Annotated in this window: 21 protein-coding genes, 16 tRNA genes, 1 rRNA gene and 1 other annotated feature; of the genes, 31 read left to right on the forward strand and 7 right to left on the reverse strand. The window is 37.7% G+C overall.

From position 1 onward, the window contains the following. Positions 1–197 precede the first annotated feature (197 nt). The 17 genes from rrf to ACIQYS_RS19625 all read left to right on the forward strand — a co-directional run bounded on the left by rrf (position 198) and on the right by ACIQYS_RS19625 (position 1,908). A 5S ribosomal RNA gene (gene rrf, locus ACIQYS_RS19545) occupies positions 198–313 on the forward strand. A gap of 10 nt (positions 314–323) precedes the next feature. Next, positions 324–398: transfer RNA gene (locus tag ACIQYS_RS19550), tRNA-Asn, on the forward strand. 5 nt (positions 399–403) lie between these two features. Beyond that, positions 404–495: transfer RNA gene (locus ACIQYS_RS19555), tRNA-Ser, on the forward strand. A 22-nt stretch (positions 496–517) separates the two neighbouring features. Beyond that, a tRNA-Glu gene (locus tag ACIQYS_RS19560) sits at positions 518–592 on the forward strand. Between the two features lie 27 nt (positions 593–619). Then, a tRNA-Val gene (locus tag ACIQYS_RS19565) sits at positions 620–695 on the forward strand. Positions 696–714: 19 nt separating this feature from the next. Next, positions 715–791: transfer RNA gene (locus ACIQYS_RS19570), tRNA-Met, on the forward strand. Between the two features lie 3 nt (positions 792–794). Then, positions 795–870, forward strand: a tRNA-Asp gene (locus ACIQYS_RS19575). A gap of 137 nt (positions 871–1,007) precedes the next feature. After that, positions 1,008–1,083, forward strand: a tRNA-Phe gene (locus tag ACIQYS_RS19580). Positions 1,084–1,096: 13 nt separating this feature from the next. Beyond that, positions 1,097–1,172 (forward strand) — tRNA-Thr (locus ACIQYS_RS19585). A gap of 3 nt (positions 1,173–1,175) precedes the next feature. Beyond that, a tRNA-Tyr gene (locus tag ACIQYS_RS19590) sits at positions 1,176–1,259 on the forward strand. Between the two features lie 6 nt (positions 1,260–1,265). Next, positions 1,266–1,339 (forward strand) — tRNA-Trp (locus ACIQYS_RS19595). A 24-nt stretch (positions 1,340–1,363) separates the two neighbouring features. After that, positions 1,364–1,439 (forward strand) — tRNA-His (locus ACIQYS_RS19600). 39 nt (positions 1,440–1,478) lie between these two features. Further along, a tRNA-His gene (locus ACIQYS_RS19605) sits at positions 1,479–1,554 on the forward strand. A gap of 1 nt (position 1,555) precedes the next feature. Then, a tRNA-Gln gene (locus tag ACIQYS_RS19610) sits at positions 1,556–1,627 on the forward strand. 7 nt (positions 1,628–1,634) lie between these two features. Next, positions 1,635–1,709: transfer RNA gene (locus ACIQYS_RS19615), tRNA-Gly, on the forward strand. An 11-nt stretch (positions 1,710–1,720) separates the two neighbouring features. Further along, positions 1,721–1,794: transfer RNA gene (locus ACIQYS_RS19620), tRNA-Cys, on the forward strand. Between the two features lie 32 nt (positions 1,795–1,826). Then, a tRNA-Leu gene (locus ACIQYS_RS19625) sits at positions 1,827–1,908 on the forward strand. A gap of 294 nt (positions 1,909–2,202) precedes the next feature. On the opposite strand, the gene ACIQYS_RS19630 is transcribed toward ACIQYS_RS19625, so the two are convergent. Continuing rightward, entirely contained in the window at positions 2,203–3,051 is an 849-nt protein-coding gene (locus tag ACIQYS_RS19630; RefSeq protein ID WP_402983787.1) for an MBL fold metallo-hydrolase, read from the reverse strand. A gap of 289 nt (positions 3,052–3,340) precedes the next feature. Here ACIQYS_RS19630 and ACIQYS_RS19635 point away from each other — a divergent pair, with 289 nt between their 5' ends. From ACIQYS_RS19635 to ACIQYS_RS19660, 6 genes are all read left to right on the forward strand, one after another. Beyond that, positions 3,341–3,718, forward strand: coding sequence for a TVP38/TMEM64 family protein (locus ACIQYS_RS19635; RefSeq protein WP_402983790.1), 378 nt, complete (start codon positions 3,341–3,343; stop codon positions 3,716–3,718). A 22-nt stretch (positions 3,719–3,740) separates the two neighbouring features. Then, complete coding sequence (locus ACIQYS_RS19640) at positions 3,741–4,799, forward strand: LTA glycolipid anchor biosynthesis glycosyltransferase, IagA/BgsA family (RefSeq protein WP_402983793.1); 1,059 nt, start codon at positions 3,741–3,743, stop codon at positions 4,797–4,799. A 105-nt stretch (positions 4,800–4,904) separates the two neighbouring features. Then, complete coding sequence (locus ACIQYS_RS19645; protein WP_402983796.1) at positions 4,905–6,083, forward strand: glycosyltransferase family 4 protein; 1,179 nt, start codon at positions 4,905–4,907, stop codon at positions 6,081–6,083. Positions 6,084–6,157: 74 nt separating this feature from the next. Beyond that, positions 6,158–6,373: a binding site (T-box leader), on the forward strand. Positions 6,374–6,420: 47 nt separating this feature from the next. After that, positions 6,421–7,860, forward strand: coding sequence for a proline--tRNA ligase (gene proS / locus ACIQYS_RS19650; RefSeq protein WP_402983800.1), 1,440 nt, complete (start codon positions 6,421–6,423; stop codon positions 7,858–7,860). Between the two features lie 120 nt (positions 7,861–7,980). Then, positions 7,981–8,493 (forward strand): RNA polymerase sigma factor, encoded by a 513-nt coding sequence (locus tag ACIQYS_RS19655; protein ID WP_402983803.1) that lies wholly within the window; start codon positions 7,981–7,983, stop codon positions 8,491–8,493. Then, the gene (locus tag ACIQYS_RS19660; protein ID WP_402983806.1) at positions 8,480–9,355 is read left to right on the forward strand and encodes a hypothetical protein; all 876 of its coding nucleotides are present in this window, start codon (positions 8,480–8,482) and stop codon (positions 9,353–9,355) included. Before ACIQYS_RS19655 ends, ACIQYS_RS19660 begins: the two co-directional genes overlap by 14 nt. A 112-nt stretch (positions 9,356–9,467) precedes the next feature. Here ACIQYS_RS19660 and ACIQYS_RS19665 read toward each other — a convergent pair whose 3' ends face one another. Continuing rightward, entirely contained in the window at positions 9,468–10,160 is a 693-nt protein-coding gene (locus ACIQYS_RS19665; protein ID WP_402983809.1) for a B3/B4 domain-containing protein, read from the reverse strand. A 55-nt stretch (positions 10,161–10,215) separates the two neighbouring features. Between ACIQYS_RS19665 and queG the strand changes: the two genes are divergently transcribed. The 4 genes from queG (at position 10,216) to ACIQYS_RS19685 (ending at position 13,186) form a co-directional block, all read left to right on the forward strand. Beyond that, positions 10,216–11,355, forward strand: coding sequence for a tRNA epoxyqueuosine(34) reductase QueG (gene queG, locus ACIQYS_RS19670; RefSeq protein WP_402983812.1), 1,140 nt, complete (start codon positions 10,216–10,218; stop codon positions 11,353–11,355). Positions 11,356–11,367: 12 nt separating this feature from the next. Further along, on the forward strand, positions 11,368–11,841 hold the full coding sequence (gene trmL / locus ACIQYS_RS19675; protein WP_402983815.1) for a tRNA (uridine(34)/cytosine(34)/5-carboxymethylaminomethyluridine(34)-2'-O)-methyltransferase TrmL: 474 nt from the start codon (positions 11,368–11,370) through the stop codon (positions 11,839–11,841). A 298-nt stretch (positions 11,842–12,139) separates the two neighbouring features. Continuing rightward, positions 12,140–12,322, forward strand: a complete 183-nt coding sequence (locus tag ACIQYS_RS19680; protein WP_093270605.1) for a hypothetical protein — start codon at positions 12,140–12,142, stop codon at positions 12,320–12,322. 39 nt (positions 12,323–12,361) lie between these two features. After that, the gene (locus tag ACIQYS_RS19685) at positions 12,362–13,186 is read left to right on the forward strand and encodes an aldo/keto reductase (protein WP_402983818.1); all 825 of its coding nucleotides are present in this window, start codon (positions 12,362–12,364) and stop codon (positions 13,184–13,186) included. A gap of 123 nt (positions 13,187–13,309) precedes the next feature. Here the strand turns inward: ACIQYS_RS19685 and ACIQYS_RS19690 are convergent, their stop codons facing one another. From ACIQYS_RS19690 to ACIQYS_RS19700, 3 genes are read right to left on the reverse strand one after another with little or no spacing between them, the layout of a single operon-like run. Further along, a complete protein-coding gene (locus ACIQYS_RS19690) occupies positions 13,310–14,158 on the reverse strand; it encodes an RluA family pseudouridine synthase (RefSeq protein ID WP_402983821.1) in 849 nt (282 codons plus the stop codon). A 51-nt stretch (positions 14,159–14,209) separates the two neighbouring features. Continuing rightward, complete coding sequence (locus ACIQYS_RS19695; protein WP_402983824.1) at positions 14,210–14,680, reverse strand: thioredoxin family protein; 471 nt, start codon at positions 14,678–14,680, stop codon at positions 14,210–14,212. A 2-nt stretch (positions 14,681–14,682) separates the two neighbouring features. Continuing rightward, a complete protein-coding gene (locus ACIQYS_RS19700; protein ID WP_402983827.1) occupies positions 14,683–15,108 on the reverse strand; it encodes a disulfide oxidoreductase in 426 nt (141 codons plus the stop codon). A 321-nt stretch (positions 15,109–15,429) separates the two neighbouring features. On the opposite strand from ACIQYS_RS19700, the gene ACIQYS_RS19705 reads away from it, so the two are divergent. From ACIQYS_RS19705 to ACIQYS_RS19720, 4 genes are all read left to right on the forward strand, one after another. Then, on the forward strand, positions 15,430–16,971 hold the full coding sequence (locus ACIQYS_RS19705; protein WP_402983830.1) for a GNAT family N-acetyltransferase: 1,542 nt from the start codon (positions 15,430–15,432) through the stop codon (positions 16,969–16,971). Between the two features lie 18 nt (positions 16,972–16,989). Next, entirely contained in the window at positions 16,990–18,711 is a 1,722-nt protein-coding gene (locus tag ACIQYS_RS19710; RefSeq protein WP_402983833.1) for a phospho-sugar mutase, read from the forward strand. Between the two features lie 142 nt (positions 18,712–18,853). Beyond that, positions 18,854–19,969 (forward strand): GAF domain-containing sensor histidine kinase, encoded by a 1,116-nt coding sequence (locus tag ACIQYS_RS19715; RefSeq protein WP_402983836.1) that lies wholly within the window; start codon positions 18,854–18,856, stop codon positions 19,967–19,969. Positions 19,970–19,979: 10 nt separating this feature from the next. Beyond that, entirely contained in the window at positions 19,980–20,627 is a 648-nt protein-coding gene (locus ACIQYS_RS19720) for a response regulator (protein WP_402983839.1), read from the forward strand. An 89-nt stretch (positions 20,628–20,716) separates the two neighbouring features. Here the strand turns inward: ACIQYS_RS19720 and ACIQYS_RS19725 are convergent, their stop codons facing one another. Both ACIQYS_RS19725 and ACIQYS_RS19730 read right to left on the reverse strand, forming a co-directional pair. Next, a complete protein-coding gene (locus tag ACIQYS_RS19725; RefSeq protein WP_402983842.1) occupies positions 20,717–21,583 on the reverse strand; it encodes a cation diffusion facilitator family transporter in 867 nt (288 codons plus the stop codon). 81 nt (positions 21,584–21,664) lie between these two features. Further along, complete coding sequence (locus tag ACIQYS_RS19730; protein WP_402983845.1) at positions 21,665–23,002, reverse strand: hemolysin family protein; 1,338 nt, start codon at positions 23,000–23,002, stop codon at positions 21,665–21,667. Between the last annotated feature and the right edge of the window lie 160 nt (positions 23,003–23,162).

Below are 23,162 nucleotides of genomic sequence, written 5' to 3' on the forward strand. Positions count from 1 at the left end.
ATGAGGTAGATAGGTTCGGGGTGGAAGCGTGGCGACACGTGCAGCTGACGAATACTAATCGATCGAGGACTTAACCAAATGTATTTATTGTAAAATGTCATTTATCCAGTTTTGAAAGAATAAAAAATTATTTTAAAAAAACTATTGCAAATTTCTCTAGTTATGATATAATAATACTTGTCTTTCAAATTAATATGCCTAGTGATGAAGGCGAAGAGGTCACACCCGTTCCCATACCGAACACGGAAGTTAAGCTCTTCAGCGCCGATGGTAGTTGGGGGATTCCCCCTGTGAGAGTAGGACGTCGCTAGACATAGTAATATTCCGAAGTAGCTCAGTGGTAGAGCAATCGGCTGTTAACCGATTGGTCGTAGGTTCGAGTCCTACCTTCGGAGCCATTAATGGAGAGCTGTCCGAGTGGCCGAAGGAGCACGATTGGAAATCGTGTAGGCGGGTAACCCTGTCTCAAGGGTTCAAATCCCTTGCTCTCCGCCAGATAACTTCTCTTATACATAATGGCCCCTTGGTCAAGCGGTTAAGACACCGCCCTTTCACGGCGGTAACACGGGTTCGAATCCCGTAGGGGTCACCATTTTAAATAACAACACCAGCATTTTACGGAGGATTAGCTCAGCTGGGAGAGCATCTGCCTTACAAGCAGAGGGTCGGCGGTTCGAGCCCGTCATCCTCCACCATAAATTTTAATACTATTATCGCGGGGTGGAGCAGTTCGGTAGCTCGTCGGGCTCATAACCCGAAGGTCACAGGTTCAAATCCTGTCCCCGCAACCAAATGGTCCCGTGGTGTAGCGGTTAACATGCCTGCCTGTCACGCAGGAGATCGCCGGTTCGATCCCGGTCGGGACCGCCATTTATTAAGTTTGAGATTTGAGATAAGCAAGAAGGTCGAGGAAGCGAATGAGTGAAAGAAGGAGCGTACTAGAGTACGTGACTGATTGAACGAATGAAGCTGACGAAGAGATTCGCCGCTTAGCACAAATCGAAGAAGGCTCAGTAGCTCAGTCGGTAGAGCAAAGGACTGAAAATCCTTGTGTCGGCGGTTCGATTCCGTCCTGAGCCACCATGTTTTTATTAACGCCGGAGTAGCTCAACTGGTAGAGCAACTGACTTGTAATCAGTAGGTTGAGGGTTCAAGTCCTTTCTCCGGCACCACTTGGAGGGGTAGCGAAGTGGCTAAACGCGGCGGACTGTAAATCCGCTCCTTAGGGTTCGGCGGTTCGAATCCGTCCCCCTCCACCAGTTTTTAGGGGCATAGTTTAACGGTAGAATAGAGGTCTCCAAAACCTTTGATGTGGGTTCGATTCCTACTGCCCCTGCCAACTTATAGGTTAACTTGAATAATGGCGGTTGTGGCGAAGTGGTTAACGCATCGGATTGTGATTCCGACATTCGTGGGTTCGATTCCCATCAGTCGCCCCATATTCCTTTTGAGTTAGCTCTTTTTTTTATTTAATAATGGCGGTTGTGGCGAAGTGGTTAACGCATCGGATTGTGATTCCGACATTCGTGGGTTCGATTCCCATCAGTCGCCCCATTGGGGTATAGCCAAGCGGTAAGGCAACGGATTTTGATTCCGTCATGCCCTGGTTCGAATCCAGGTACCCCAGTTTATTTGCGGAAGTAGTTCAGTGGTAGAACACCACCTTGCCAAGGTGGGGGTCGCGAGTTCGAACCTCGTCTTCCGCTCCATTATTTCCTTCGGCGGCATAGCCAAGTGGTAAGGCACAGGTCTGCAACACCTTTATCACCGGTTCAAATCCGGTTGCCGCCTCCAATTTTATAAATACATTTTGACTCTTATTATTTGCCGGTGTGGCGGAATTGGCAGACGCGCGGGACTCAAAATCCCGTTCTTTCGAGAGTGTCGGTTCGACCCCGACCACCGGTATCATAAACAGCGAAGAATCCTTGATATATCAGGGATTCTTTTTTTATTGTAGAAAATTTTGTAGAAAGCAAAGAATTAGTAAAAATATTAGAGATACATTAAACAGAAACAAACAGCAATAGTTTTTGTGAGTTTGATTCGAATCAATTAGAAATAATAGGAAATTTATAAGAAGGTAAAAAAATAGAGCTTCATAAAGAGGCTCTATCCACTGTGGTTTAATAAATCTATTGTAATATGGCTAATTGCATTTGGAGATGAACAAGTTTTAGTAATTAATACAATAATAACATGTTACGCATACCCATTCACAAAGTAACTGATTATTTCTAAATCGTCTTCAGTCAATTCACGTTGGAATTGCGAGGATATCTCTGCAGCAATTGGCTCTAGCTCCCCCTCATGTTTTTTCGTAAGTGCAGCACTTGTCTTCAATAATAAAACAAAGGAAGCAAATTCATCCTTTGTCAAAGGTGCTGGATGATGAGATAGGAAATAGATTTCCGCATTATAACCTTCGATTTTCTCCAAAAGCTTACACATCTTTTCAATGGTATAATGCCATTTTTCAGCGTACATATTTGCATAGAGGCAGTCACCAAGAAATAGCGTTTTTTCCTCCGGTATATAGAGGATATTCGAATCAGCTGAATGATCTCCACCTACATGTTCAATGATACAGGCAACCCCACCGATATCGAGTTTTATTCGCTTTTCAAAAATGATAGTGGGATCTGGTATGATAACCTCTCGCTTACTTCCAAGCTCTAGCTTTATCGCGTCCGCACAAAACGGAATTTCAATCCCTGTTTTGACACGTTCGTCCAACTCCTTGTCTTCCCATGATAACTCCTGTAGTTCTTTTACTTTATCATAGGTCATGAAATTGGCGATTGAAGGCATGTTCATTTCACACAAGCCAAATACATGATCCCAATGCCAATGTGTAAGAGCCAGAATATCTCCGGTGATATGATAGGAAGCTAATTGCTCTTTGAATTGTTTAGCGTGATTAGAAGAATTCCCAGCATCAATCAACAGTGTCTGATTGTCCCCTACAATAGCTGCTAATATTGGGCGATCTGTTTTTTGATATGGAGGTAGGTAGAAGAGGCGATTGGAAAGCTTTTGTAATGTTTGCATGTATTCGTACTCCTTCAAGAATGTTTGTATCGTTCATTATATCATTTTTCGCTGTTATCATATTTACATTTCAACACAATAACATAACATTACTTTTACAAAAATGCCATTGTTCCAAATAATATAGAAGTTTACACTTGATGCAAGACTCTTTTACTGAAGGTGGATCAATGGAAGAGATAAAAGCTAAAGGTACAAAAAAGATAGTGAATTATTTATTGAATTATTCTACCCTACTTGGAATAATCATAATTGGAGCTTTTATTATTTATGGGTATGGTGCTATAAGTTGTGTTGTAGGAATTATCATATTGGACCTTGGGTTGGCTTATTATATAATTATATCGGTATTTGTATAGGGTCTATTATTGTTTTTTTACTTGCCCCAAAATACGGTAAACAGTTTGTTAGAAGGATCGTAGGAGAAAAATCTTTTGAAAAATGCATATGTTGGTTAAATAGAGGAAATACATTCGATAAAATGTTTGCATATGCTATTTTCTTTCCAATAGCTCCCGATGATTTACTTTGTTATATTGCGGGTTTAACAAAAATGAAACTGCAAAAATTCTTCGTCATTATTTTATTAGGAAAACCTCTGTCTATTGCTATATATAGCTGGGGATTAACTGCTCTCTTACAATACCTGATTGGATTTGTTAAGTAATTACAAAGGGGCGAAATGCATTTTGAAAATATTATTGTATTCGGAGCATTTAAAGTTAGTGGAAAAAAGTGGTGTGGGTAGAGCGATTAATCATCAAAAAAAAGCTTTAGAAGAAAATAACTTATCTTATACAATAAATAAAAAGGATGATTTTGATATCGTTCATATTAATACCGTTTTCCCAAGTTCATTATGGATGAGTAAGTTTGCGAAAGCAAAGGGAAAGAAAGTTGTCTATCATGCACACTCCACAGAAGAAGATTTTAAAAACTCATTCCGGGGCTCTAACTTTCTAGCACCATTTTTTAAAAAATGGATTATGAAGTGTTATAGTAGTGGCGATTTAATCATTACCCCGACGCCTTATTCTAAAAGGCTGTTAAAAGGATACGGTTTAACGAATCCTATTGTAAATATATCTAATGGGATTGATTTACATTATTTTGCGAAAAATAATCAATATAGTAAGAGGTTCAGAGAAAAGTATCAATTAGATGAAAGTGATAAGGTTATTATTTCTGTTGGACTTTATATAGAAAGAAAAGGAATATTAGACTTTGTAGAACTAGCAAAATCGATGCCAGAATATACGTTTATTTGGTTTGGTTATACAAATCTAAATGCGGTTTCAACTAAAGTAAAAAAAGCAGTTGAAACTACTTTACCCAATTTATATTTCCCTGGGTATGTTAATAGTGAAGAACTTCGGGATGCATATAGCGGAAGTGACTTGTTTTTATTTCTTACGCACGAAGAAACTGAAGGAATTGTATTACTGGAAGCATTGGCTATGAAAATACCAGTATTGATTCGTGATATTCCAATTTACGAAGACTGGCTTACTAATAATGAAAATGTGTATAAAAGTAATAGTCTTGACCAATTTAAAGTGTCAATTAAAGGAATATTAAATAAAGAACTCCCGTCTTTAGTGGAGAAAGGTTATGAGGTAGCAAAGGAAAGAGATATTAGATTCATAGGAAAACAATTAGAACAAGAATATAGGAAGTTAATCGCCGCTTCAGAAATAGAGTATACCATTGAGAAAGCAAAAAATCTCAATGCAGGTGATACTTTTTAACTCCAATAAATGGAAGAAATTAACAATTATTTATTAAGCAGCTATTTATACTCTACATTTCTACAGTATGATTTGACGATCAGCTAAAAAAGAGGGTGCTTTGAAATGAAAATTGGACTTTTTACCGATACATATTTTCCGCAAATTAATGGAGTGGCGACCTCTGTCCTAATTCTAAAAAAAAATCTGGAAACACTCGGACACCAAGTGTATGTATTTACAACAACCGATCCGAACGCAACAGAAAATGAGCGTAATGTTTACAGAATGCCTAGCATTCCATTCGCAAGTGCAAGACGCTTAGGAATGTTCTATCACACTGGATTAGTAAAGTTTATAAAAAGACTAAAGCTAGATATTATTCATACGCATACCGAATTTTCGCTAGGAGTTTTCGGGAGATCTATGGCAAGAAAATTAAATATTCCACTTCTCCATACATACCATACAATTTACGAGGATTACACGCATTACATAGTAAAGTTTAAAATATTTGATTTTATTGCTAAGAATACGGCTAGGAAAATCAGCGCTAATTTCTGTAATTCTGTAGACAAGGTCATTGTTCCTACTGAAAAAGTGAAAGAATTACTTCGTTCATATAAAGTAAAGCAACATATATCGGTTATTCCAACAGGTATTGAGCTTAGTAAGTTCTCAGCATTCAATAAAACATCCAATGAAGTGAAAAACTTGCGTACTGAATTAAACATTAGAGAAAAGGATAAAGTGCTTTTATACATCGGAAGGATTTCAGAGGAAAAAAACATTGAGGAACTACTATTTTCGATGAGCCCCTTATTAAGTAGTAACAGTAATATGAAATTTGTGCTAATAGGCGATGGTCTAGAAAGAAGTAATTTAGAAGAACTGGCAAAAAAATTGGGGATAACCAATCAAACAATTTTTGCAGGGGAGAGACCATGGGATTCCATTGGTATGTATTATCAATTGGGAGATGTATTCGTTAGTGCTTCCCAAAGTGAAACCCAGGGACTTACTTACATCGAGGCACTAGCATCAGGGCTACCAGTCGTAGCAAAAGCGGACCGATGTTTAGATGGTGTTCTTCAAAACGGTGTAAATGGTTATACGTTTCAAGGGAATGATGTTTTTTTACAGTCAATAAATAAAATCTTAGATGATGAACGTAATAAAAAATTGATGTCTATTAGGGCAAGCGAATCTGTTGAAAAATTTTCCGCAGTGCATTTTGCACTTGATATCGAAGTTATGTACCAAAATGTTGTTAGGGAATGGAAAAGTTACCACAATGTTTCCTAATGAACGTAGTCCAAAGCGAAATCCTATTGATTCGGATTGTATTAATTTAATCTATTTGGTATATTATTAAGTATATCTAATCTTTGAAGTGGCCAAGTAAATGAGAATTGTGAAACAGAAAATATAGCGAGTGCTGAGAGCTATATCACTGCTTCTTGTTGAAACCTACCACGGAGATGTTATGCAAACATAACCGAGTCGTTATCGTTATCAAACGTTTAGAGGGCTAAAAGTAATTTTAGCTAAACTAAGGTGGTACCACGTCTATTCAGCACAGAGACGTCCTTTCAGGAGGATGTCTCTGTGCTTTTTATTATTTTAAGGAGGTTTTTTTTAAATGACAAGTCAACAACAAAATGATTTTTCAAAATGGTATATCGACACGATTCAGAAGGCAGATTTAATGGATTACACGCCTGTTCGTGGCTGCATCGCTTTTAAACCAGATGGCTATGAAATTTGGGAGCATATTCAAGCTGAAATGGATCGACGCTTTAAAGAGACGGGACATCGCAATGCTTATTTTCCAATGCTCATTCCAGAATCGTTCTTCCAAAAGGAAAAGGATCATATTGAAGGGTTTTCTCCTGAGCTTCCATGGGTAACTGAAGCTGCTGGTGAGAAGCTAGAAGAACGTCTAGCACTTCGCCCAACTTCGGAAACAATGATTGGCCATTTGTATTCGGATTGGATTAAAAGTTATCGTGATCTTCCAGTACTCATCAACCAATGGGCGAATGTATTCCGTTGGGAGAAGAAAACACTTCCTTTCATTCGTACTTCTGAATTTCTATGGCAAGAAGGGCATACAGCACACGCGAATGAAGAAGAAGCACGCACTGAAACAATGCAAATGCTTAACATTTATAAAGAGGTTGTAGAAGAGCTTTTGGCTATTCCAGTTTACGATGGCCAAAAAACACCTTCTGAGCGCTTTGCAGGGGCTGTAGATACGTATTCCATTGAAGCAATGATGAAAGACGGAAAAGCGGTTCAAGCGGGTACATCTCATTACTTAGGAACAAAATTTGCGGAAGCATTTGATATTAAGTATTTAAATAAAGAAAACAAACACCAACATGTGCATACAACATCATGGGGAACATCTACACGTTTAATAGGTTCTGTTATTATGGTTCATGGGGATGAGCAAGGGCTTGTATTACCACCACGTATTGCGCCAACTCAAGTTGTATTAATACCAGTAGGCCCTTGGAAAAAGAATCCTGCAATTATGGAAAAATTAGATGAAGTGTTTGCTTCATTAAAAGCAGAAGGTATTCGCGTTCGTCTAGATGATTCCGATCAATCTCCTGGCTTTAAATTTAATGAGTGGGAGTTAAAAGGTGTTCCAGTTCGTGTTGAATTAGGACCGCGTGATTTAGAAAATAACCAAGCGTTAATCAAAGCGCGTGACGAAGCGGATAAAGTATCCGTTGACATCCCTAATTTAGTAGAGCGTATTAAAGAAGAGCTAACAACAATGCAAACACGTTTACTAGAAAAGGCACGTGCATTCCGCGATCAACACTCTCATACACATGTAAATTCATTAGATGAGTTAAAACAACATCTTGCGGATTCAACTGAAAAAGGAGAAATCCCAGGATGGATTCTTGCAGGATGGTGTGGGGATGACTCTTGTGAAGAGAATGTGAAGAATGAAACGAAATTTACTACACGTAATATTCCTTTCAATCCACCGACTGAAAAGTCTACTTGTATCAACTGTGGGAAAGAATCGAAGCATACAGTTTGGTTCGGTCGTGCATATTAATTAAAAAGTAAAATTTATTATAGAAAATCAACCATTGCATGTTTAATGGTTGATTTTTTATTTTTTCCTGTAAGATTAAAGAAATACATTCGTCTAATTAATAAAGGAAGGGGGGATCGCTTGGAGAAAAAAATGATTGAAGAATGGTTTGAGTTATATGAAAGGGATATTACGAGCTTTCTAATATACTATACAGGATCAATGGATGTAGAAGATCTTGTCCAAGAAACCTTTCTTCGTGCGATCGGCAAAATAAAAAAGTTTAACAAGAGCGCTCAGCCAAAAACATGGCTCATATCCATCGCAAGGAATATGGTGATTGATCATTATCGAAGGAATCGAGTATGGAGCAAAATCAAGCATATGTTTTCGCAAGAGCAGAATTTTTTAATTGATATGGAGCAACACATTATCCTTCATCAAGAAAAGAGCGATTTATACAATGCAATTAATAAACTACCAGCAAATTATAAAGAAGTAATTATTCTTAAAGGAATTTTGGATCTGTCGTCCAAGGAAGTTAGTAGCGTAATGAAAAGTAGCGAGAATAATGTAAATGTAATGTATCACCGCTCCTTAAAAAAGTTGAGGACACTAATGAAAAAGGAGGGGTATGAATATGGAGGATTATAAAAAACTGCAAAATCGTTTAAAAAACCTTCCTAAATATTCTCTTGAGAACGAACAAAAAAGGAAAGTATTATATATGTTAAGATCTAAGCAGAATCCACATAAGAAAACAGTCTTTTTAACACCAATTCTTATTATTGTTGGAATATGCTCTATTCTTTTCTTTCTTTTTTTAACGCATGAAAATGATTACAAATTAAGTGCACAACAAGGAACAGTATTTACATTACCAGATAGTAATCAAAAAGTGCTTGGAGTTGTAGATAGGATAGGAGTTCTTGTTTTTAATGAACAATTTGTTGCTGAGGACAGGAGAAGAGGAGCAAAGCTAATGCTTTACTTCTGGGGAGATGAGCATGCGCTTGTGGACAAAAATTTCCGAGTAGAAGCGGAAAATACAAAAAGAGAAAAAATCAACTTAACAGAAGGAGTTCTTTCAAGCGGTCTTTATAGTGAGGATGCTCATACATTAACTAGCTTTATTCCATTCCCATCAGAAGGGGTATGGCAGTTATCCTTTTATGTAGAGGATGTTCTATTCGAAGCATTTACAGTTAATGTCTTCCCACCATTTCCTAAAACGGAACACTATACAATGGTTGACTCTCCAAAGGAGATTCCAATCGGTAAACCATATGAAGTATATTTAGAAAGCGTAATTGGAGATAAGGAAATAATTGAGGTGAAGTTGCTCGATAAAAAAGGGAAGGTAGTAGAAAATACCATTTTTAAGCTGGAAAGTAGCGCGATAGATGGTGGAGGGTTAGGAACAATCTATTATTACAAGGGCAAAATTACATGGAAGGAACACGGAACGTGGAAGCTCCTTATTGATGGAGAACAAACGGGACTATTTGAGAATTAGTATGAAAAAGTATTCGAACTCTTTGTTATTGTTTTACGCTCATGCTTTTTCGGTTCGCTTAAGGAAAACATTTTGTCTAAGCGAACCGAAAACTTTTAAAACCTTTATTCGTTTATACATTTAACCATTCTTTATTGTGACTGGACAGTAACGTGGAACTTACATATCCACCATGTATTTGATGGAACATGTCACCTATTGATTGCAAGAGTTCTTGCCCTTCTTCAATATCCATCGAAGGACGAAGAAAGACGACTTGGATTGTGTCGGTTGTATCTTCTGTTACTGCTGTCCGCACAGAATCGACAAATGGACTTCCAAAAGCACCGGTTGTATCTTGAAGTGTAAGTAAGTTGTGCAATTTGTTTTCTCGCCCATTTAACCCTTCATAAGTCGTCTCTTCATGGCCGATAGAGATCGTTATATTCCCTTGAATCTTTTCTGAATCATATATGCCCATAGGTATTTCATATTGCATCGAGAAAAAGTTATTTAAATCTACTGCGGAATGCAGCGGTGTGATATAATTTTGTTTTGCAATTCTTCTATATAATGCTTCAGCCGAATGACGGTACCTGTTTGGATCAGCACCAAACTTTTTCCATAATGCACGCCATTCTTTTATGCCGTCAAATTCGGTTATTTTTTTCTCTTCCATTTCAAAGTAAAGCTGTTCTTGAAATAATTGGAGGCGACCTTTAAGCATTTGAGGCGAAGAAGAAACGACAATTTTGGTATAATGAATAATACCTAATTTAAAGTTAGGTTCGATTTCCAATAAAGATTCATCTAATGTAACAATCATAGCAACCATCCTTATAACTATTTTCTTAAGTGTATCATAAGAAAGGAGATCAATCGTGAATATCAATCAGTTTCAACAACAACTATTAGAATACGCAGCGAGCATAGGAATTGATAAAATTGGATTTACGTCTGCTTCTCCATTCAAGGAATTGAAAAATAGATTGATTCGTCAACAAGAGTTAGGATATGCTTCCGGTTTTGAAGAACCAGATATTGAAAAAAGAACGCATCCACAGTTTTTGCTTGCGGAAGCAGAGAGTATTATTTCGATTGCAATCGCATACCCTTCCAAAATGAAAGACGCTCCTCAAAGTGTAAAAGGTGCAAGACGTGGAATTTTCGCAAGGGCATCCTGGGGTATGGACTATCATACCGTTTTACGGGAGAAACTCGCCCTTTTAGAGTTATTTATATTAACGCATATACCGGATGCTAAATTACGTTCTATGGTAGATACAGGTGAGCTGTCTGATCGTGCTGTTGCAGAACGCGCTGGAATTGGATGGAGTGCGAAAAACTGTGCAGTAATTACGCAAGAATTTGGCTCTTATGTGTATTTAGGGGAAATGATCACTTCGATTCCATTTGCTCCAAGCGAACAAATGGAGGATCAATGTGGCGATTGCAGACTTTGTTTAGATATTTGTCCAACAGGTGCTTTAATCGAAGGCGGACAGTTAAATGCGCAGCGTTGTATCGCATTTATTACACAAACAAAAACGATGGTGCCAGATGAGTTTCGCGCTAAAATAGGGAATCGAGTTTATGGCTGTGATACTTGCCAAACAATTTGTCCGAAAAATAAAGGAAAGGCGAATTTGCACCAAGAAGCATTTACGCCAGACCCAGAGCTTGTGAAACCACTTCTGTTGCCATTATTGAATATGACAAATCGTTCGTTCAAGGAAACTTACGGGCATATGTCTGGTGCTTGGAGAGGGAAAAACCCGATACAACGAAATGCAATATTAGCGCTTGCCCACTTCAAAGAAGCGTCAGCAGTTCCTACTTTGATCGAACTGTTGGAAAATGATCCTCGTCCAGTTATAAGAGGAACAGCAGCTTGGGCAATCGGAAAAATTTGTACAGACGAAGGTCTAACTGCATTGAAGAAAGCGGAGCAAACAGAAACAGTAGAAGAGGTACTAGAAGAAATTCGAAAAGGATTAGAGTTTTATACAATAGAGAAATAGGAAGTGGAATCGTTGAGTATTAATATCGTGTTATATCAACCAGAAATCCCAGCTAATACAGGGAATATCGCTAGAACTTGCGCAGGAACAGGGGCAAAGTTACATTTAATCAGACCACTTGGATTTTCGACAGATGATAAAATGTTAAAACGAGCTGGACTAGACTATTGGGAGCATGTAGATATTACGTATTATGATGGGTTAGATGAGTTTTTTGCAGTGCATCCAGAAGCGGAATATTATTTGATCACGAAGTTTGGGGCAAAACCACATACGACTTATAACTTTAGTGACGCTGAGAAGGACCATTTCTTTATTTTTGGACGTGAGACGAAAGGATTGCCTCGTGAACTCATTGATGCACATCCAGACCGAGCGCTCAGAATTCCGATGAATGATAATATTCGTTCACTAAATTTATCAAACACGGCTGCAATATTAATATATGAAGCTTTACGCCAACAAAATTACCCTGGCTTACATTAAAAAAACGGACGACGTCATAAAAGACTCGTCCGTTTTTAACATACTTACTTGTTAGGTGCACCTGGTTTGTCGTCGTATCCTGCTTTGAAAATTGCAGCTAGGAACGACACAATAACGCCAAGAACTAGGATTAATCTCATATTAAGCGCCTCCTCCAGTATTTTCTGTACTAAGTATACCTTACTTCAGGTTAAAAGGAAATATTGTTAAAATTGAATTTATGGCTAAAATGGTTCATCTAAAGAGTTGCATCTGCCACATAATTTTACTAGGATATAGAAAAGGAGTGATTTTTTAAATGAGTAATTTGAAAAATGGTCCAGAAAACGGTTCGATGGCAACAAATATGGAAGAGGTAAAGCAACTAGGAAAACAAATGGAGAAGCTCCGAGATGACAACGAACTTGAAAAAGATCATCGAGTATCTGATCCAGCGCAATCTGATGACACTTCTTCTATGAAACAAAGGAAAAACGATTGATTTTTTCAGTCGTTTTCTTTTAAAGAAAGGATGAGGGACATGGAATTACATATTGATTCAACAAAACAATTAGCAAATGGTATACAGATGCCACGGATGGGTTTAGGTGTTTATAAAATGACTGAACCTGATATTGCACTGCAAGCTATTTCTACAGCCTTAGATAATGGTTATCGTCATATCGACACAGCTTCTCTATATGCAAATGAAAAAGAAGTAGGAGAGGCAGTTCGAACTTCTAAACTTGCAAGAGAAGATATTTTCATCACAACAAAAGTGTGGAATACTGACCAAGGGTACGATCAAACACTAAAAGCTTTCGAAAAATCACTAGAGCTTCTTGGGTTAGATTATGTAGATTTATACTTGACCCATTGGCCAGTAAAAGAAACTTTCGTTGACACATATCGCGCAATCGAACGTTTATATGAAGAAAAACTAATTCGGGCAACGGGTGTTTCTAACCACCATCAACATCATCTAGAAGCCATTGCAACAAAAGCAAATATACAACCAATGGTCAATCAGATTGAATGTCACCCAAGACTTACGCAAGTAGATCTTAGGGAATATTGTGCTGAAAAAGCGATCGCCGTTACTTCATGGTCGCCCCTAGCAAGAGGCGGACTACTAGATGAACCTACTTTGAATAGAATTAGTGCCCAATATGGTAAGTCAACAGCACAGGTAATTATTCGCTGGCATTTGCAGAATGATTTAATCGTTATTCCAAAATCAGTGACACCTGCTAGAATAATAGAAAATGTTGATGTGTTCGATTTTGAATTATCAACTGAAGTTATGAAACATATCGATGCACTAAATTTAGATGAAAGAACTGGTATGGATCCAGATACATTCTAAGTATAAATCCTGAACAAAACAAAAAGAGATATGAACGCGACAAAACATGAGTCCAACGCGACAAACATAAAAAACGAGCTACTCACAAGTCAAAATCATAACTAGTGAGTAGCTCGTTTCAATTTATCTTTTATCTTCTACGATAATCATTTCCCCAGTAATCGGGTGCACAAACTGTACTTTAAACGCATGCAGTTCATACGTTTTAGTAGGTGTTTTTTTCGCGCCATATAAATCATCGCCAACAATCGGGTGACCTAAATGGGCAAAATGCACGCGAATCTGGTGAGTACGACCCGTTTCTAAAGTAGCATGTACTTTAGTAAACTGCGGATGACTACCGACTACTTCATAATGCGTAATCGCTTGTTGACCTGACGGCGATACGCGTTTTCTCGTAGGGTGGTGACGATCATTACCAATTGCAGCGCGAATCGTGCCATGCTGGTTTTTTACTTGTCCTTCTACAATTGCTTCGTATGTGCGAATGATTGTTTTATTCTCCAACATACGGTCGAGCATCCCTTTGACAATCGGGTTTTTCGCAACAACGACTAAACCTTTCGTGCCTTCATCAATTCGGTGAACATGTTCCCCATAATTTTTGCCTTTAACTGATAAGTAGTGGGATACGGTATTCATGAATGTATGATTTTGCCCATCTTCGTTCGGATGAGTTGCAACACCACGAGGCTTAGACGCTATTAATAAGTACTCATCTTCATATGCTACATATAAAGGAATTTGATCGGAAGGAAGATAATTGGATGTTTCTCCTTCCCATTTAAACACGAGTACGTCCCCTTTTTTGTTTGGCAATTTCCATTGTAATAGTTCCCCACTAGTATCACTCACTGCTTTTTGCATACGTAAATCATGGATCAGTTTTTTTCCTAGCTTCCATTTGTCTTGTAAAATTGTTTCAATCGTTAGACCATCTTCAGGTACGGTATATGTTAAAGTATGTAACATCCTTCATTCTCCTTTAAAAAAGGTCATGCCTATATGACACGACCTTTCTAATTATTTCAATACAACTTGATCAAAAAATGCTTGAATATTTTCATTAGGTTGTGCTCCGACCATTCTAGTTACTTCTTTTCCATCTTTAAAATAAATAATTGTCGGTGTAGCTTTGATTAAATAATCATCCCAACCTTGTTCATACTCAAGTACATTATATTTTACGATATCTACACTATTTTCCTCTGCAAGTGGCGTAAGTCTTGGTGTCATTTCTTGGCAGTGCACACATTCTGGGCTGAAGAAATAAGCAGTAACAGGCTTACCGCTATCAATCTTCTTTTTTAAATCATCTGGGAGGATGATGTTTTGATAGTTTGGGTCCTTTATTAAATCGATTGTTGACTGGTTTAAGACTTCTTTGTCATAAGGGTTGTCCGTTAATGCTTGTTTATTTTTTTGGCTATTTAATACGAAAATTAACACAAAAACTAAGACAATAATTCCGCCGAATATAGCTAATTTCTTCATAATTATTTTTCCTCCTTCAAGCTTTTTAAAATAAGGGCACTGCTAATTGCGATTAAGATAAATGCAATAAGTGCTAAAAATGGAATCGTTATAAAACCTAAATAATTGATGTACTCACCAGTACAGGGTACTCTACCACAAGCGGGAGCAGAATCTTGCATAAAGTTAAACTTTTGAATGCTATAATGGTATGCGGAAATACAAGCTCCTATAATGGAAAAAGCAAGAGAAGTAAACGCGATTTTTGCATTTTTTTGAACGTAAGCTATTCCAACTATTAATACGAGTGGGTACATAAGAATGCGTTGATACCAGCATAATACACAAGGCTCGTACTGTTTTACTTCGGAAAAATATAACGAACCGAGTGTTGCAGTAAAAGCTACTACCCACATGAATAGCATTAGATTTTCGACTTTTTTTGTCATAGGTTTCTCCTTTTAACTAGATAGGAAAGTAAAACTTTCCTATCTAGTATCGATCCAGCTTCAGCGCCTTGCCCCTCGGGGTCAAATGTGAAAAAGCTGCTCCTGCGCAAGCTCGTCGCAAACAAAATCGCTTGTGGTGGCTGGGAAGCTGCCTCCTCGCTTTTCCACATTTGCCTGTCAGGGAAGACATAGGCGCTTACGCATTTCTAATTTGAACTCAAATCAAAGTATAAGGGTTCTTGTAAAACATGTAAAACATTTTAACTGCCAGGAAAAGAGTTATATAATAGAAGGTAGTGAAAAGTTTGAGGAGTGGATAATATGTCGGAAGAATTTGATCTATCTCAATTTGAAAAGAGCATGGTTATTAGACAAACGACTTTTTCAGATATTGAATCTATTTTAGAAATACAACGTCTTTGTTTTCCAGGAATGGATCCTTGGGAAGTAGCCCATTTACGCAGTCACTTAACGATTTTCCCGGAAGGCCAATTAGTAGCAGAATTGGACGGGAAAGTAATTGGCTCCTGTTCTAGTCTAATTATTAACTTTGATGAGTATGATGATCGTCATTCTTGGTCTGACGTAACGGACGCAGGTTATATTACGAATCATAATCCAGATGGATATAATCTATATGGAATAGAAGTGATGGTACATCCTGACTATAGAAGAATGAAAGTCGGTCAACGTCTGTATGAAGGCAGAAAGGATATTGCTAGACAGTTTAATTTAAAGTCCATTATTATCGGTGGTCGGATTCCGAATTATCATAAGCATGCAAATGAAATGTCCCCGAGGGAATATGTAACAGCTGTTTCACGCCATAAAATATATGACCCAGTATTAACATTTCAGTTGATGAATGGGTTCACATTAATGCGTATTAACCCAAATTATTTACCGGACGATAAAGCTTCCGTAAAATATGCTACTTTAATGGAATGGAATAATGTAGACTATATTCCATTATCGAAACGTCATTTTAAAACGAGCTATCCAGTTCGCATTTGTGCGGTACAATATATGATGCGCAAAATTAATTCGTTTGAACAATTTGCCCATCAATGTGAGTATTTTGTGGATGTTGCATCCGATGCACAATCAGATTTCGTCGTATTCCCAGAAATTTTCACGACGCAGCTTATGTCTTTCCTAGATGAGCCTTCTCCAAGCCAAGCAGTTCGTAAATTAACCGAATACACACCACAGTACATGGAATTATTTGCAGACTTAGCTGTACGCTACAATATTAATATTATCGCTGGTTCTCATTTTGTAGAAGAAGAGAATGAGGAAATATATAATATTGCGTATTTATTTCACCGAGATGGTGCGATTGATAAGCAATATAAAATCCATATCACCCCAAACGAACGTAAATGGTGGGGTATTAGTGCGGGAGATTCTGTGCAAGTATTTGATACCGACTGTGGAAAAATTGCGATTCAAATTTGTTACGACATCGAATTCCCAGAGCTTGCACGAATTGCGACAGATATGGGTGCCAATATTATTTTCACACCGTTTTGTACAGAGGATCGACAAGGGTATTTACGGGTTCGCTACTGCGCACAAGCACGCGCAGTTGAAAATCAAATTTATACGGTTATTTCTGGTACCGTAGGAAACTTACCACAAACCGAAAATATGGATATTCAGTATGCACAATCTGCTATTTTCGCTCCATCTGATTTTGAATTTGCAAGAGACGGGATAGTGGGGGAAACGGAACCGAATGTTGAAATGGTGTTAATAGGAGATGTAGATCTAGAAATATTAAGACGCCAACGACAAGACGGTACAGTTAAGCATTTAAAAGATCGTCGACATGACGTTTACGGTATAGAATACAAAAAATGAGGAATGGGAGTTTCACTAATGTCATATAAACAATTGTTCGAGCAATGGAATAGCTTTTCGGAATTAGAGCCTGTTTGGCAAGAAAATCTTCAGCTTTTAGCTAGCGATGAAAAGCAAATGGAAGATGCATTTTACCGTAATTTAGAATTTGGTACAGGTGGAATGCGAGGAGAAATAGGAGCTGGTACGAATCGTATGAATACATATACAATTCGTAAAGCTACTACTGGACTAGCTTCCTACATAAAAGCAGCCGGCAAGGATGCGATGAATCGCGGGGTAGTCATAGCTTACGATAGCCGTCGATTTTCCCCAGAGTTTGCACAGGAAGCAGCAAATACCCTTGCTTCTAATGGGATTACAGCGTATTTGTATCGTGAACCTAGAACAACACCGCAACTTTCTTATTCCGTCCGAAAGTTACATGCCTATATGGGAATTGTCATTACAGCAAGTCATAATCCCCCTGAATATAATGGCTTTAAAGTATACGGGGAAGACGGGGCACAGTTAAATCTAGAAGATGCGGATGCTGTTATTCGTTACGTTAATGAAGCAGGAGATGCACTCCAAATTAAACGTAGCAACTTTGATGAAAATTTAGTTATTCAGTTAGATGAAGATATGGATAGCGCTTATATAAACGAATTAATAACAGTCCAAGAAAATCCAGGATTAGCTTCCAAATCGAAAGTAAGAGTAGTATTCACCCCGCTTCATGGTGCTTCTGGTAAAACCGTCAAGCGTATTTTAAGTGAAGTTGGATACGAGCATATTCATTATGTAGAAGAGCAAATGGAACCAAATGGTGAGTTTCCTACATTGAAATCACCGAATCCAGAAGAGCAGAGCGCTTTTGAATATGCAATTCAATACGGAGAAAAATACGATGCAGATATTCTCGTTGCTGCAGATCCAGATGGAGACCGAGTTGGACTAGCAGTGAAAACAGCAGAAGGATACAAACTATTATCTGGCAATCAAACCGGTGCTATTTTAATCGAGTATTTATTGACACAGCGAAAAGACAAAGGGACAATGCCTGCAAACGGCCGTGTGTTTAAGACGATTGTGACATCTGATTTAGGACGAGTGATTGCGGAGTATCACGGAGCAAGTACAGAAGATGTATTGACTGGTTTTAAATTTATCGGTGAAAAGATTAAACAATATGAGGAAACGAAAGAGTACGAGTTTTTGTTTGGCTATGAAGAGAGTTATGGTTATTTAGTCAAAAGCTTTGCGAGAGATAAAGATGCGATACAAAGTGTGCTAGCGATCGTAGAGGCAGCTGCTTACTATAAAGAAAAAGGCATGACACTAGTGGATGTTTTAAATACATTATATGAGCGACATGGCTATTATTTAGAAGGGCTTGTATCAGTTACAAAAAAAGGAGTAAGTGGGGCGAAGGCGATTCAAAACTTACTCGAACAAATTCGTATACATCAGTTGATGGAAGTTGCAGGAATTGCAGTTTTGTCACAAGAAGATTATTCGACGTCACTTCGAACATTTACGGATGGTCGGAAAGCAGAACAGATTTTATTGCCAAAATCGAATGTATTAAAATATCTTCTAGCAGATGGATCATGGGTTTGTGTACGACCAAGTGGCACTGAACCAAAGATAAAATATTATTTTGGTGTGACAAGCGGGTCAGAAGCAGAAAGCTTGGAAAAGCTAGAAGTATTAAAAGAAGCATTCTCAGCATCAATGAATACTTATTTAGAGAACTAATAAATAAGTACCGGGAAAGAGCATATTCGCTTTTCCCGGTTTTTCTTTTTCAGTCAAAAGTATGATATCACTAAAGCACAGAAAACGCGGAATAAATGATATGATGGAAAGTAATCGTACTAGAGTTGGAGGAGTTTTTTTAGTGCAAGCAAACGAACGCTCAAATATTGAATTATTAAAAGAAATTGCGGAGTTTCTAAACGAAGAAACAGAAATGGAACAAATGTTGAAAGGTGCGCTTCGCAAGCTCTTAGAAGGCACTCTATTCGAGACAGGTTGGATTTTTTTTATCAATGATAAAGGCAAACAAGAACTAATCGCACATGAAAATTTGCCGGATGCATTACAACAAAATGAGTGTAGGCTTTTGCAAAAAGGCGGTTGCTGGTGTGTTTCGAGATTTCAAAATGGCGAATTAGAAAAAGCTTCTAATATTATTGAATGTAAAAGAATCGTCCATACTCGAAAGCTAAGCAGTAAAGATTATAATAAAATTACACATCATGCAACAGTTCCTTTACAATCTGGGCAAGAACAATTTGGTCTCTTAAATGTAGCGACACCGAATACGATTCGTTTTTCAGAAGGAGAACTTGCACTACTAGAGTCCGTAGCCTTTCAAATTGGCTCCGCGATTAAGCGAATTTTATTAACGAAACAAGAGCAGCAAGTAGCATTAGTCCAGGAAAGAAATAGGCTCGCACGGGATTTACATGATTCGGTCAATCAATTACTATTTTCTGTCACATTAACTGCTCGTGGCGGGATAGAAATGACCGAGCAGCAAGATATAAGAGATACATTTAAAGAAATCCAATATTTAACGCAAGAAGCTCTAACCGAAATGCGCGCACTAATATGGCAACTTCGTCCAAAAGGTCTTGAAACCGGTATAATAGAAGGCTTAAAAGGATATGGCGAAATACTAGGATTGACACTAGATGTGAATGTCAAAGGGGTTATTAATTTACCAGCTAGTGTAGAAGAAACACTTTTTCGCATAGCGCAAGAAGCCTTGAATAATGTGCGTAAACATGCAGGAGTTTTACAAGCAGAGCTCTATTTGACGGTTACTTCAACCGATATACTATTAGTTGTGAAAGATGAAGGCTGTGGATTTCATCTGAATCAATTGGAACGTCTTCGATCAATTGGATTACAAAGCATGCGAGATCGAGCACATGCGGTTGGAGGAACGGTTGATTGGGTAACGGAATGGAATAAAGGAACGGAAATTTTAGTTCGTTTACCGTATTAGGGGGGATTAGATGATACGCGTTTTAATTGCTGATGACCATCATGTCGTAAGAAGAGGGTTAATGTTCTTTTTAAAAACACAAAAAGATATGGATATTGTCGGAGAAGCAACGACTGGAAAAGAAGCAGTGGAAATGACGACTTCTTTAAAACCAGATGTTGTACTAATGGATTTGGTTATGCCAGAAATGGATGGCATCCAAGCGACCAAACGAATAAAAGCAAAATATCCAGAAATTCAAATATTAATGCTGACAAGCTTTTCTGATCGTGACCATGTTATCCCAGCATTAAATGCGGGAGCAGCAGGATATCAGTTAAAAGATATTGAGCCCGACGATTTGGCAGAGGCTATTCGTGCATTAATGCGAGGAGAAAATACATTACATCCAGAAGCAACTTCTCAGCTACAAAGAGAGGTTGAAATAAGACCAGCTTCACCCCACGAAGAACATCCATTAACACCTAGAGAACAAGACGTATTAGCAGAATTAACAAAAGGTAAAAGTAACCGTGAAATCGCATCTTCTCTATTCGTCACGGAAAAAACGGTGAAGACCCATATATCGAATATATTTACTAAGCTTCAAGTGCAAGATAGAACGCAAGCAGCATTATATGCGGTCAAACACGGGCTCACTGAGCCAAGTGGGCAATAAAGTAAAAAGGAAGTACGCAAAATATATGCGAACTTCCTTTATTACTGTAAAAAAGTCGGAATCGATTGAACATAAGGTATTTACTTTTCTCAGAGATGCGGCTCAATATGCACAAGCACTACGGAGAAGGGTTTTATCTTCATTATTCGATGTTCGATTTCTTCTGTTATTCGGTGACTATCAATTACATTAAGATGTGGGTCTACCGTAACAGTTAAATCTACAAACATTAAATTTCCATGCATTCTTGCTTTAAAATTTTGTAGCGTTTCTACCCCTTGTACGCATTTTACAACAGTTGATAAAGTCTCCGCCTCTTCCACATTGAACCCATCTGATAATGTAAAAGCCGCTCCATGAAAAATAGTATAAGCTGTATAAATAATAACGATTCCAACGATAAATGCCGTAATACCATCTAATATAGGGAAACCAAAAATAGAACCTAATATACCGATTGTTGCACCAATGCTAACTAATGCATCTGAACGATTATCATATGCGGCCGCTTTTAATGCCGCACTATTTATACGAGTACCTAGTTTTAAATTGTATTTATACACGATATACATGGCAAGCGCACTAATAAACCCAACAATTGCAGTTAAGATAGAGGGAGCTTGCTGTACTGGGTTTACAATCTGTTGAGTCGCTTGAACAATTACTTGAATCCCAATGGATGCCATAATAAAAGCAGCAATCAATGAGGCAATGGTTTCTGCGCGTAAATGACCATATTGATGATGATCATCCGGTGGTTTTTGTGAAATCCGAAGCCCGATTAGTATAGCAATAGATGCAATAATATCTGTGAAGTTATTTAATCCATCTGCTTTTAACGCTTCAGAAGAACCGAGAAAACCTGCACTAAGTTTAAAAGTACTTAACAGTAAGTAAATGCAAATACTCACCCAAGCACCCTTTTCCCCTTCACGTAAATTTGTATACAGCTCCAAATTGTTTCCTCTTTTCAACATTTATTGGCATACGAAAACGACCCTCAATTTGAGAGTCGTTTCATATAATTGCATCGTTTTCTATTGTTCTTCCGTTATTTCTAACTCATTATTTACTGGAGCGGCTTTTATGATTTCTAAGTATTGAATATGATGCCCATCAATATCTTTAATCATAAAATCATATCCTTGTTCGACAATTTTTTCGCCTTTAACAGCATCAAAACTCTTTGTCATAAACCATCCACCGATTGTATCTATATCTTCTTCATCAATATTGATACCGAGCAAGTCATTCACATTTTCGATTAACATTTTTGCATCGATGATATAGTGATGTTCTTCAATCTTTTGAACTTCGGGAAGTTCATCTGTGTCGAATTCATCGCGAATATCACCAACGATTTCTTCAATTATGTCTTCAATCGTAACAAGACCTGAAGTACCACCATATTCATCCATTAGGATGGCCATATGAATACGTTCACGTTGAATTTTAAGTAATAAATCACCAATTGGCATATTTTCAATCACTCGAATAATTGGCTGCATATAGTCAATTACTGGAGTAGATGCATTTGCAGGGTCTTTTATATATGCTGTTAATAAGTTTTTCATATTAACGAGTCCAATAATATGGTCTTTATCCCCATCAGTGACAGGGTATCTTGTATATTGTTCCACACCAATTAACTCAAATACTTCGTTTAATGTTAAATCTTTTTCGATCGAAATAATTTCTGTTCGAGGAACCATAATTTCTTTAGCAATACGATCATCAAATTCGAAAATCTTGTTTACGTATTTATATTCGGCTTGGTTTATCTCTCCGCCTTTAAAGCTTTCAGAAAGAATCATACGAAGCTCTTCTTCTGAATGGGCCACTTCTGATTCTGATACGGCTTTTAAACCGAAAACTCGTGTAGCTAAAAATCGAGCAGACCCATTCATCCCGTGAATAACCGGATACATAAGACGGTCAAAAATGATAAGCGGTTTTGCAACTGCTAATGTAATTTCTTCCGACTTTTGAATTGCCATTGTTTTTGGTGTTAGTTCCCCAACAACTACATGTATAAATGTTACAAGAGAAAATGCAATAATAAATGAAAGTACGGAGGTAACACTCTCCGGAAGGGCAAAATACTCAAAGACTGGATGTAATATCGCTTCTATTGTTGGTTCTCCAAGCCACCCTAAACCTAGGGCTGTAATGGTGATACCAAGCTGGCAAGCAGATAAATATTCATCCAAATTGGAAACAAGTTTTTTCGCATTTATGGCCCTAGTGTTTCCTTCAGCAATAAGCTGATCAATTCTTGTCGTTCTTACTTTTACAATTGCAAATTCACTTGCAACGAAAAATGCAGTGAATGCGATTAAGACAGCAAATGCTGTCAATCGTATGGCTATGTCCAAATAATTACTTTGTCCCTAACCCGAATGAGGGGTAGAACAAAGTGTACACCTCCTGTTTTAATAAAAAATAGTTTATACGTTTAATAATAAAATATATAAAAAGAAAATACAAATCTTTCTTCTCACTTGAAACGAATTTCTATAGAAAATTAACATAAAC

Origin of the sequence: Psychrobacillus sp. NPDC096426, assembly GCF_044762745.1 — a bacterium.
Taxonomy (GTDB): Bacteria; Bacillota; Bacilli; order Bacillales_A; family Planococcaceae; genus Psychrobacillus.

What these genes read in the sequence shown, in the direction of transcription:
- ACIQYS_RS19645 (WP_402983796.1), top strand. Translation starts at nt 4,905, where the DNA reads ATGAAAATTGGACTTTTTACCGATACATATTTTCCGCAAATTAATGGA.
- ACIQYS_RS19680 (WP_093270605.1), top strand. Translation starts at nt 12,140, where the DNA reads ATGAGTAATTTGAAAAATGGTCCAGAAAACGGTTCGATGGCAACAAAT.
- ACIQYS_RS19700 (WP_402983827.1), bottom strand. Translation starts at nt 15,108, where the DNA reads ATGACAAAAAAAGTCGAAAATCTAATGCTATTCATGTGGGTAGTAGCT.
- ACIQYS_RS19720 (WP_402983839.1), top strand. Translation starts at nt 19,980, where the DNA reads ATGATACGCGTTTTAATTGCTGATGACCATCATGTCGTAAGAAGAGGG.
- proS (WP_402983800.1), top strand. Translation starts at nt 6,421, where the DNA reads ATGACAAGTCAACAACAAAATGATTTTTCAAAATGGTATATCGACACG.
- ACIQYS_RS19685 (WP_402983818.1), top strand. Translation starts at nt 12,362, where the DNA reads ATGGAATTACATATTGATTCAACAAAACAATTAGCAAATGGTATACAG.
- ACIQYS_RS19630 (WP_402983787.1), bottom strand. Translation starts at nt 3,051, where the DNA reads ATGCAAACATTACAAAAGCTTTCCAATCGCCTCTTCTACCTACCTCCA.
- ACIQYS_RS19695 (WP_402983824.1), bottom strand. Translation starts at nt 14,680, where the DNA reads ATGAAGAAATTAGCTATATTCGGCGGAATTATTGTCTTAGTTTTTGTG.
- ACIQYS_RS19690 (WP_402983821.1), bottom strand. Translation starts at nt 14,158, where the DNA reads ATGTTACATACTTTAACATATACCGTACCTGAAGATGGTCTAACGATT.
- ACIQYS_RS19710 (WP_402983833.1), top strand. Translation starts at nt 16,990, where the DNA reads ATGTCATATAAACAATTGTTCGAGCAATGGAATAGCTTTTCGGAATTA.
- ACIQYS_RS19705 (WP_402983830.1), top strand. Translation starts at nt 15,430, where the DNA reads ATGTCGGAAGAATTTGATCTATCTCAATTTGAAAAGAGCATGGTTATT.
- ACIQYS_RS19660 (WP_402983806.1), top strand. Translation starts at nt 8,480, where the DNA reads ATGGAGGATTATAAAAAACTGCAAAATCGTTTAAAAAACCTTCCTAAA.
- ACIQYS_RS19665 (WP_402983809.1), bottom strand. Translation starts at nt 10,160, where the DNA reads ATGATTGTTACATTAGATGAATCTTTATTGGAAATCGAACCTAACTTT.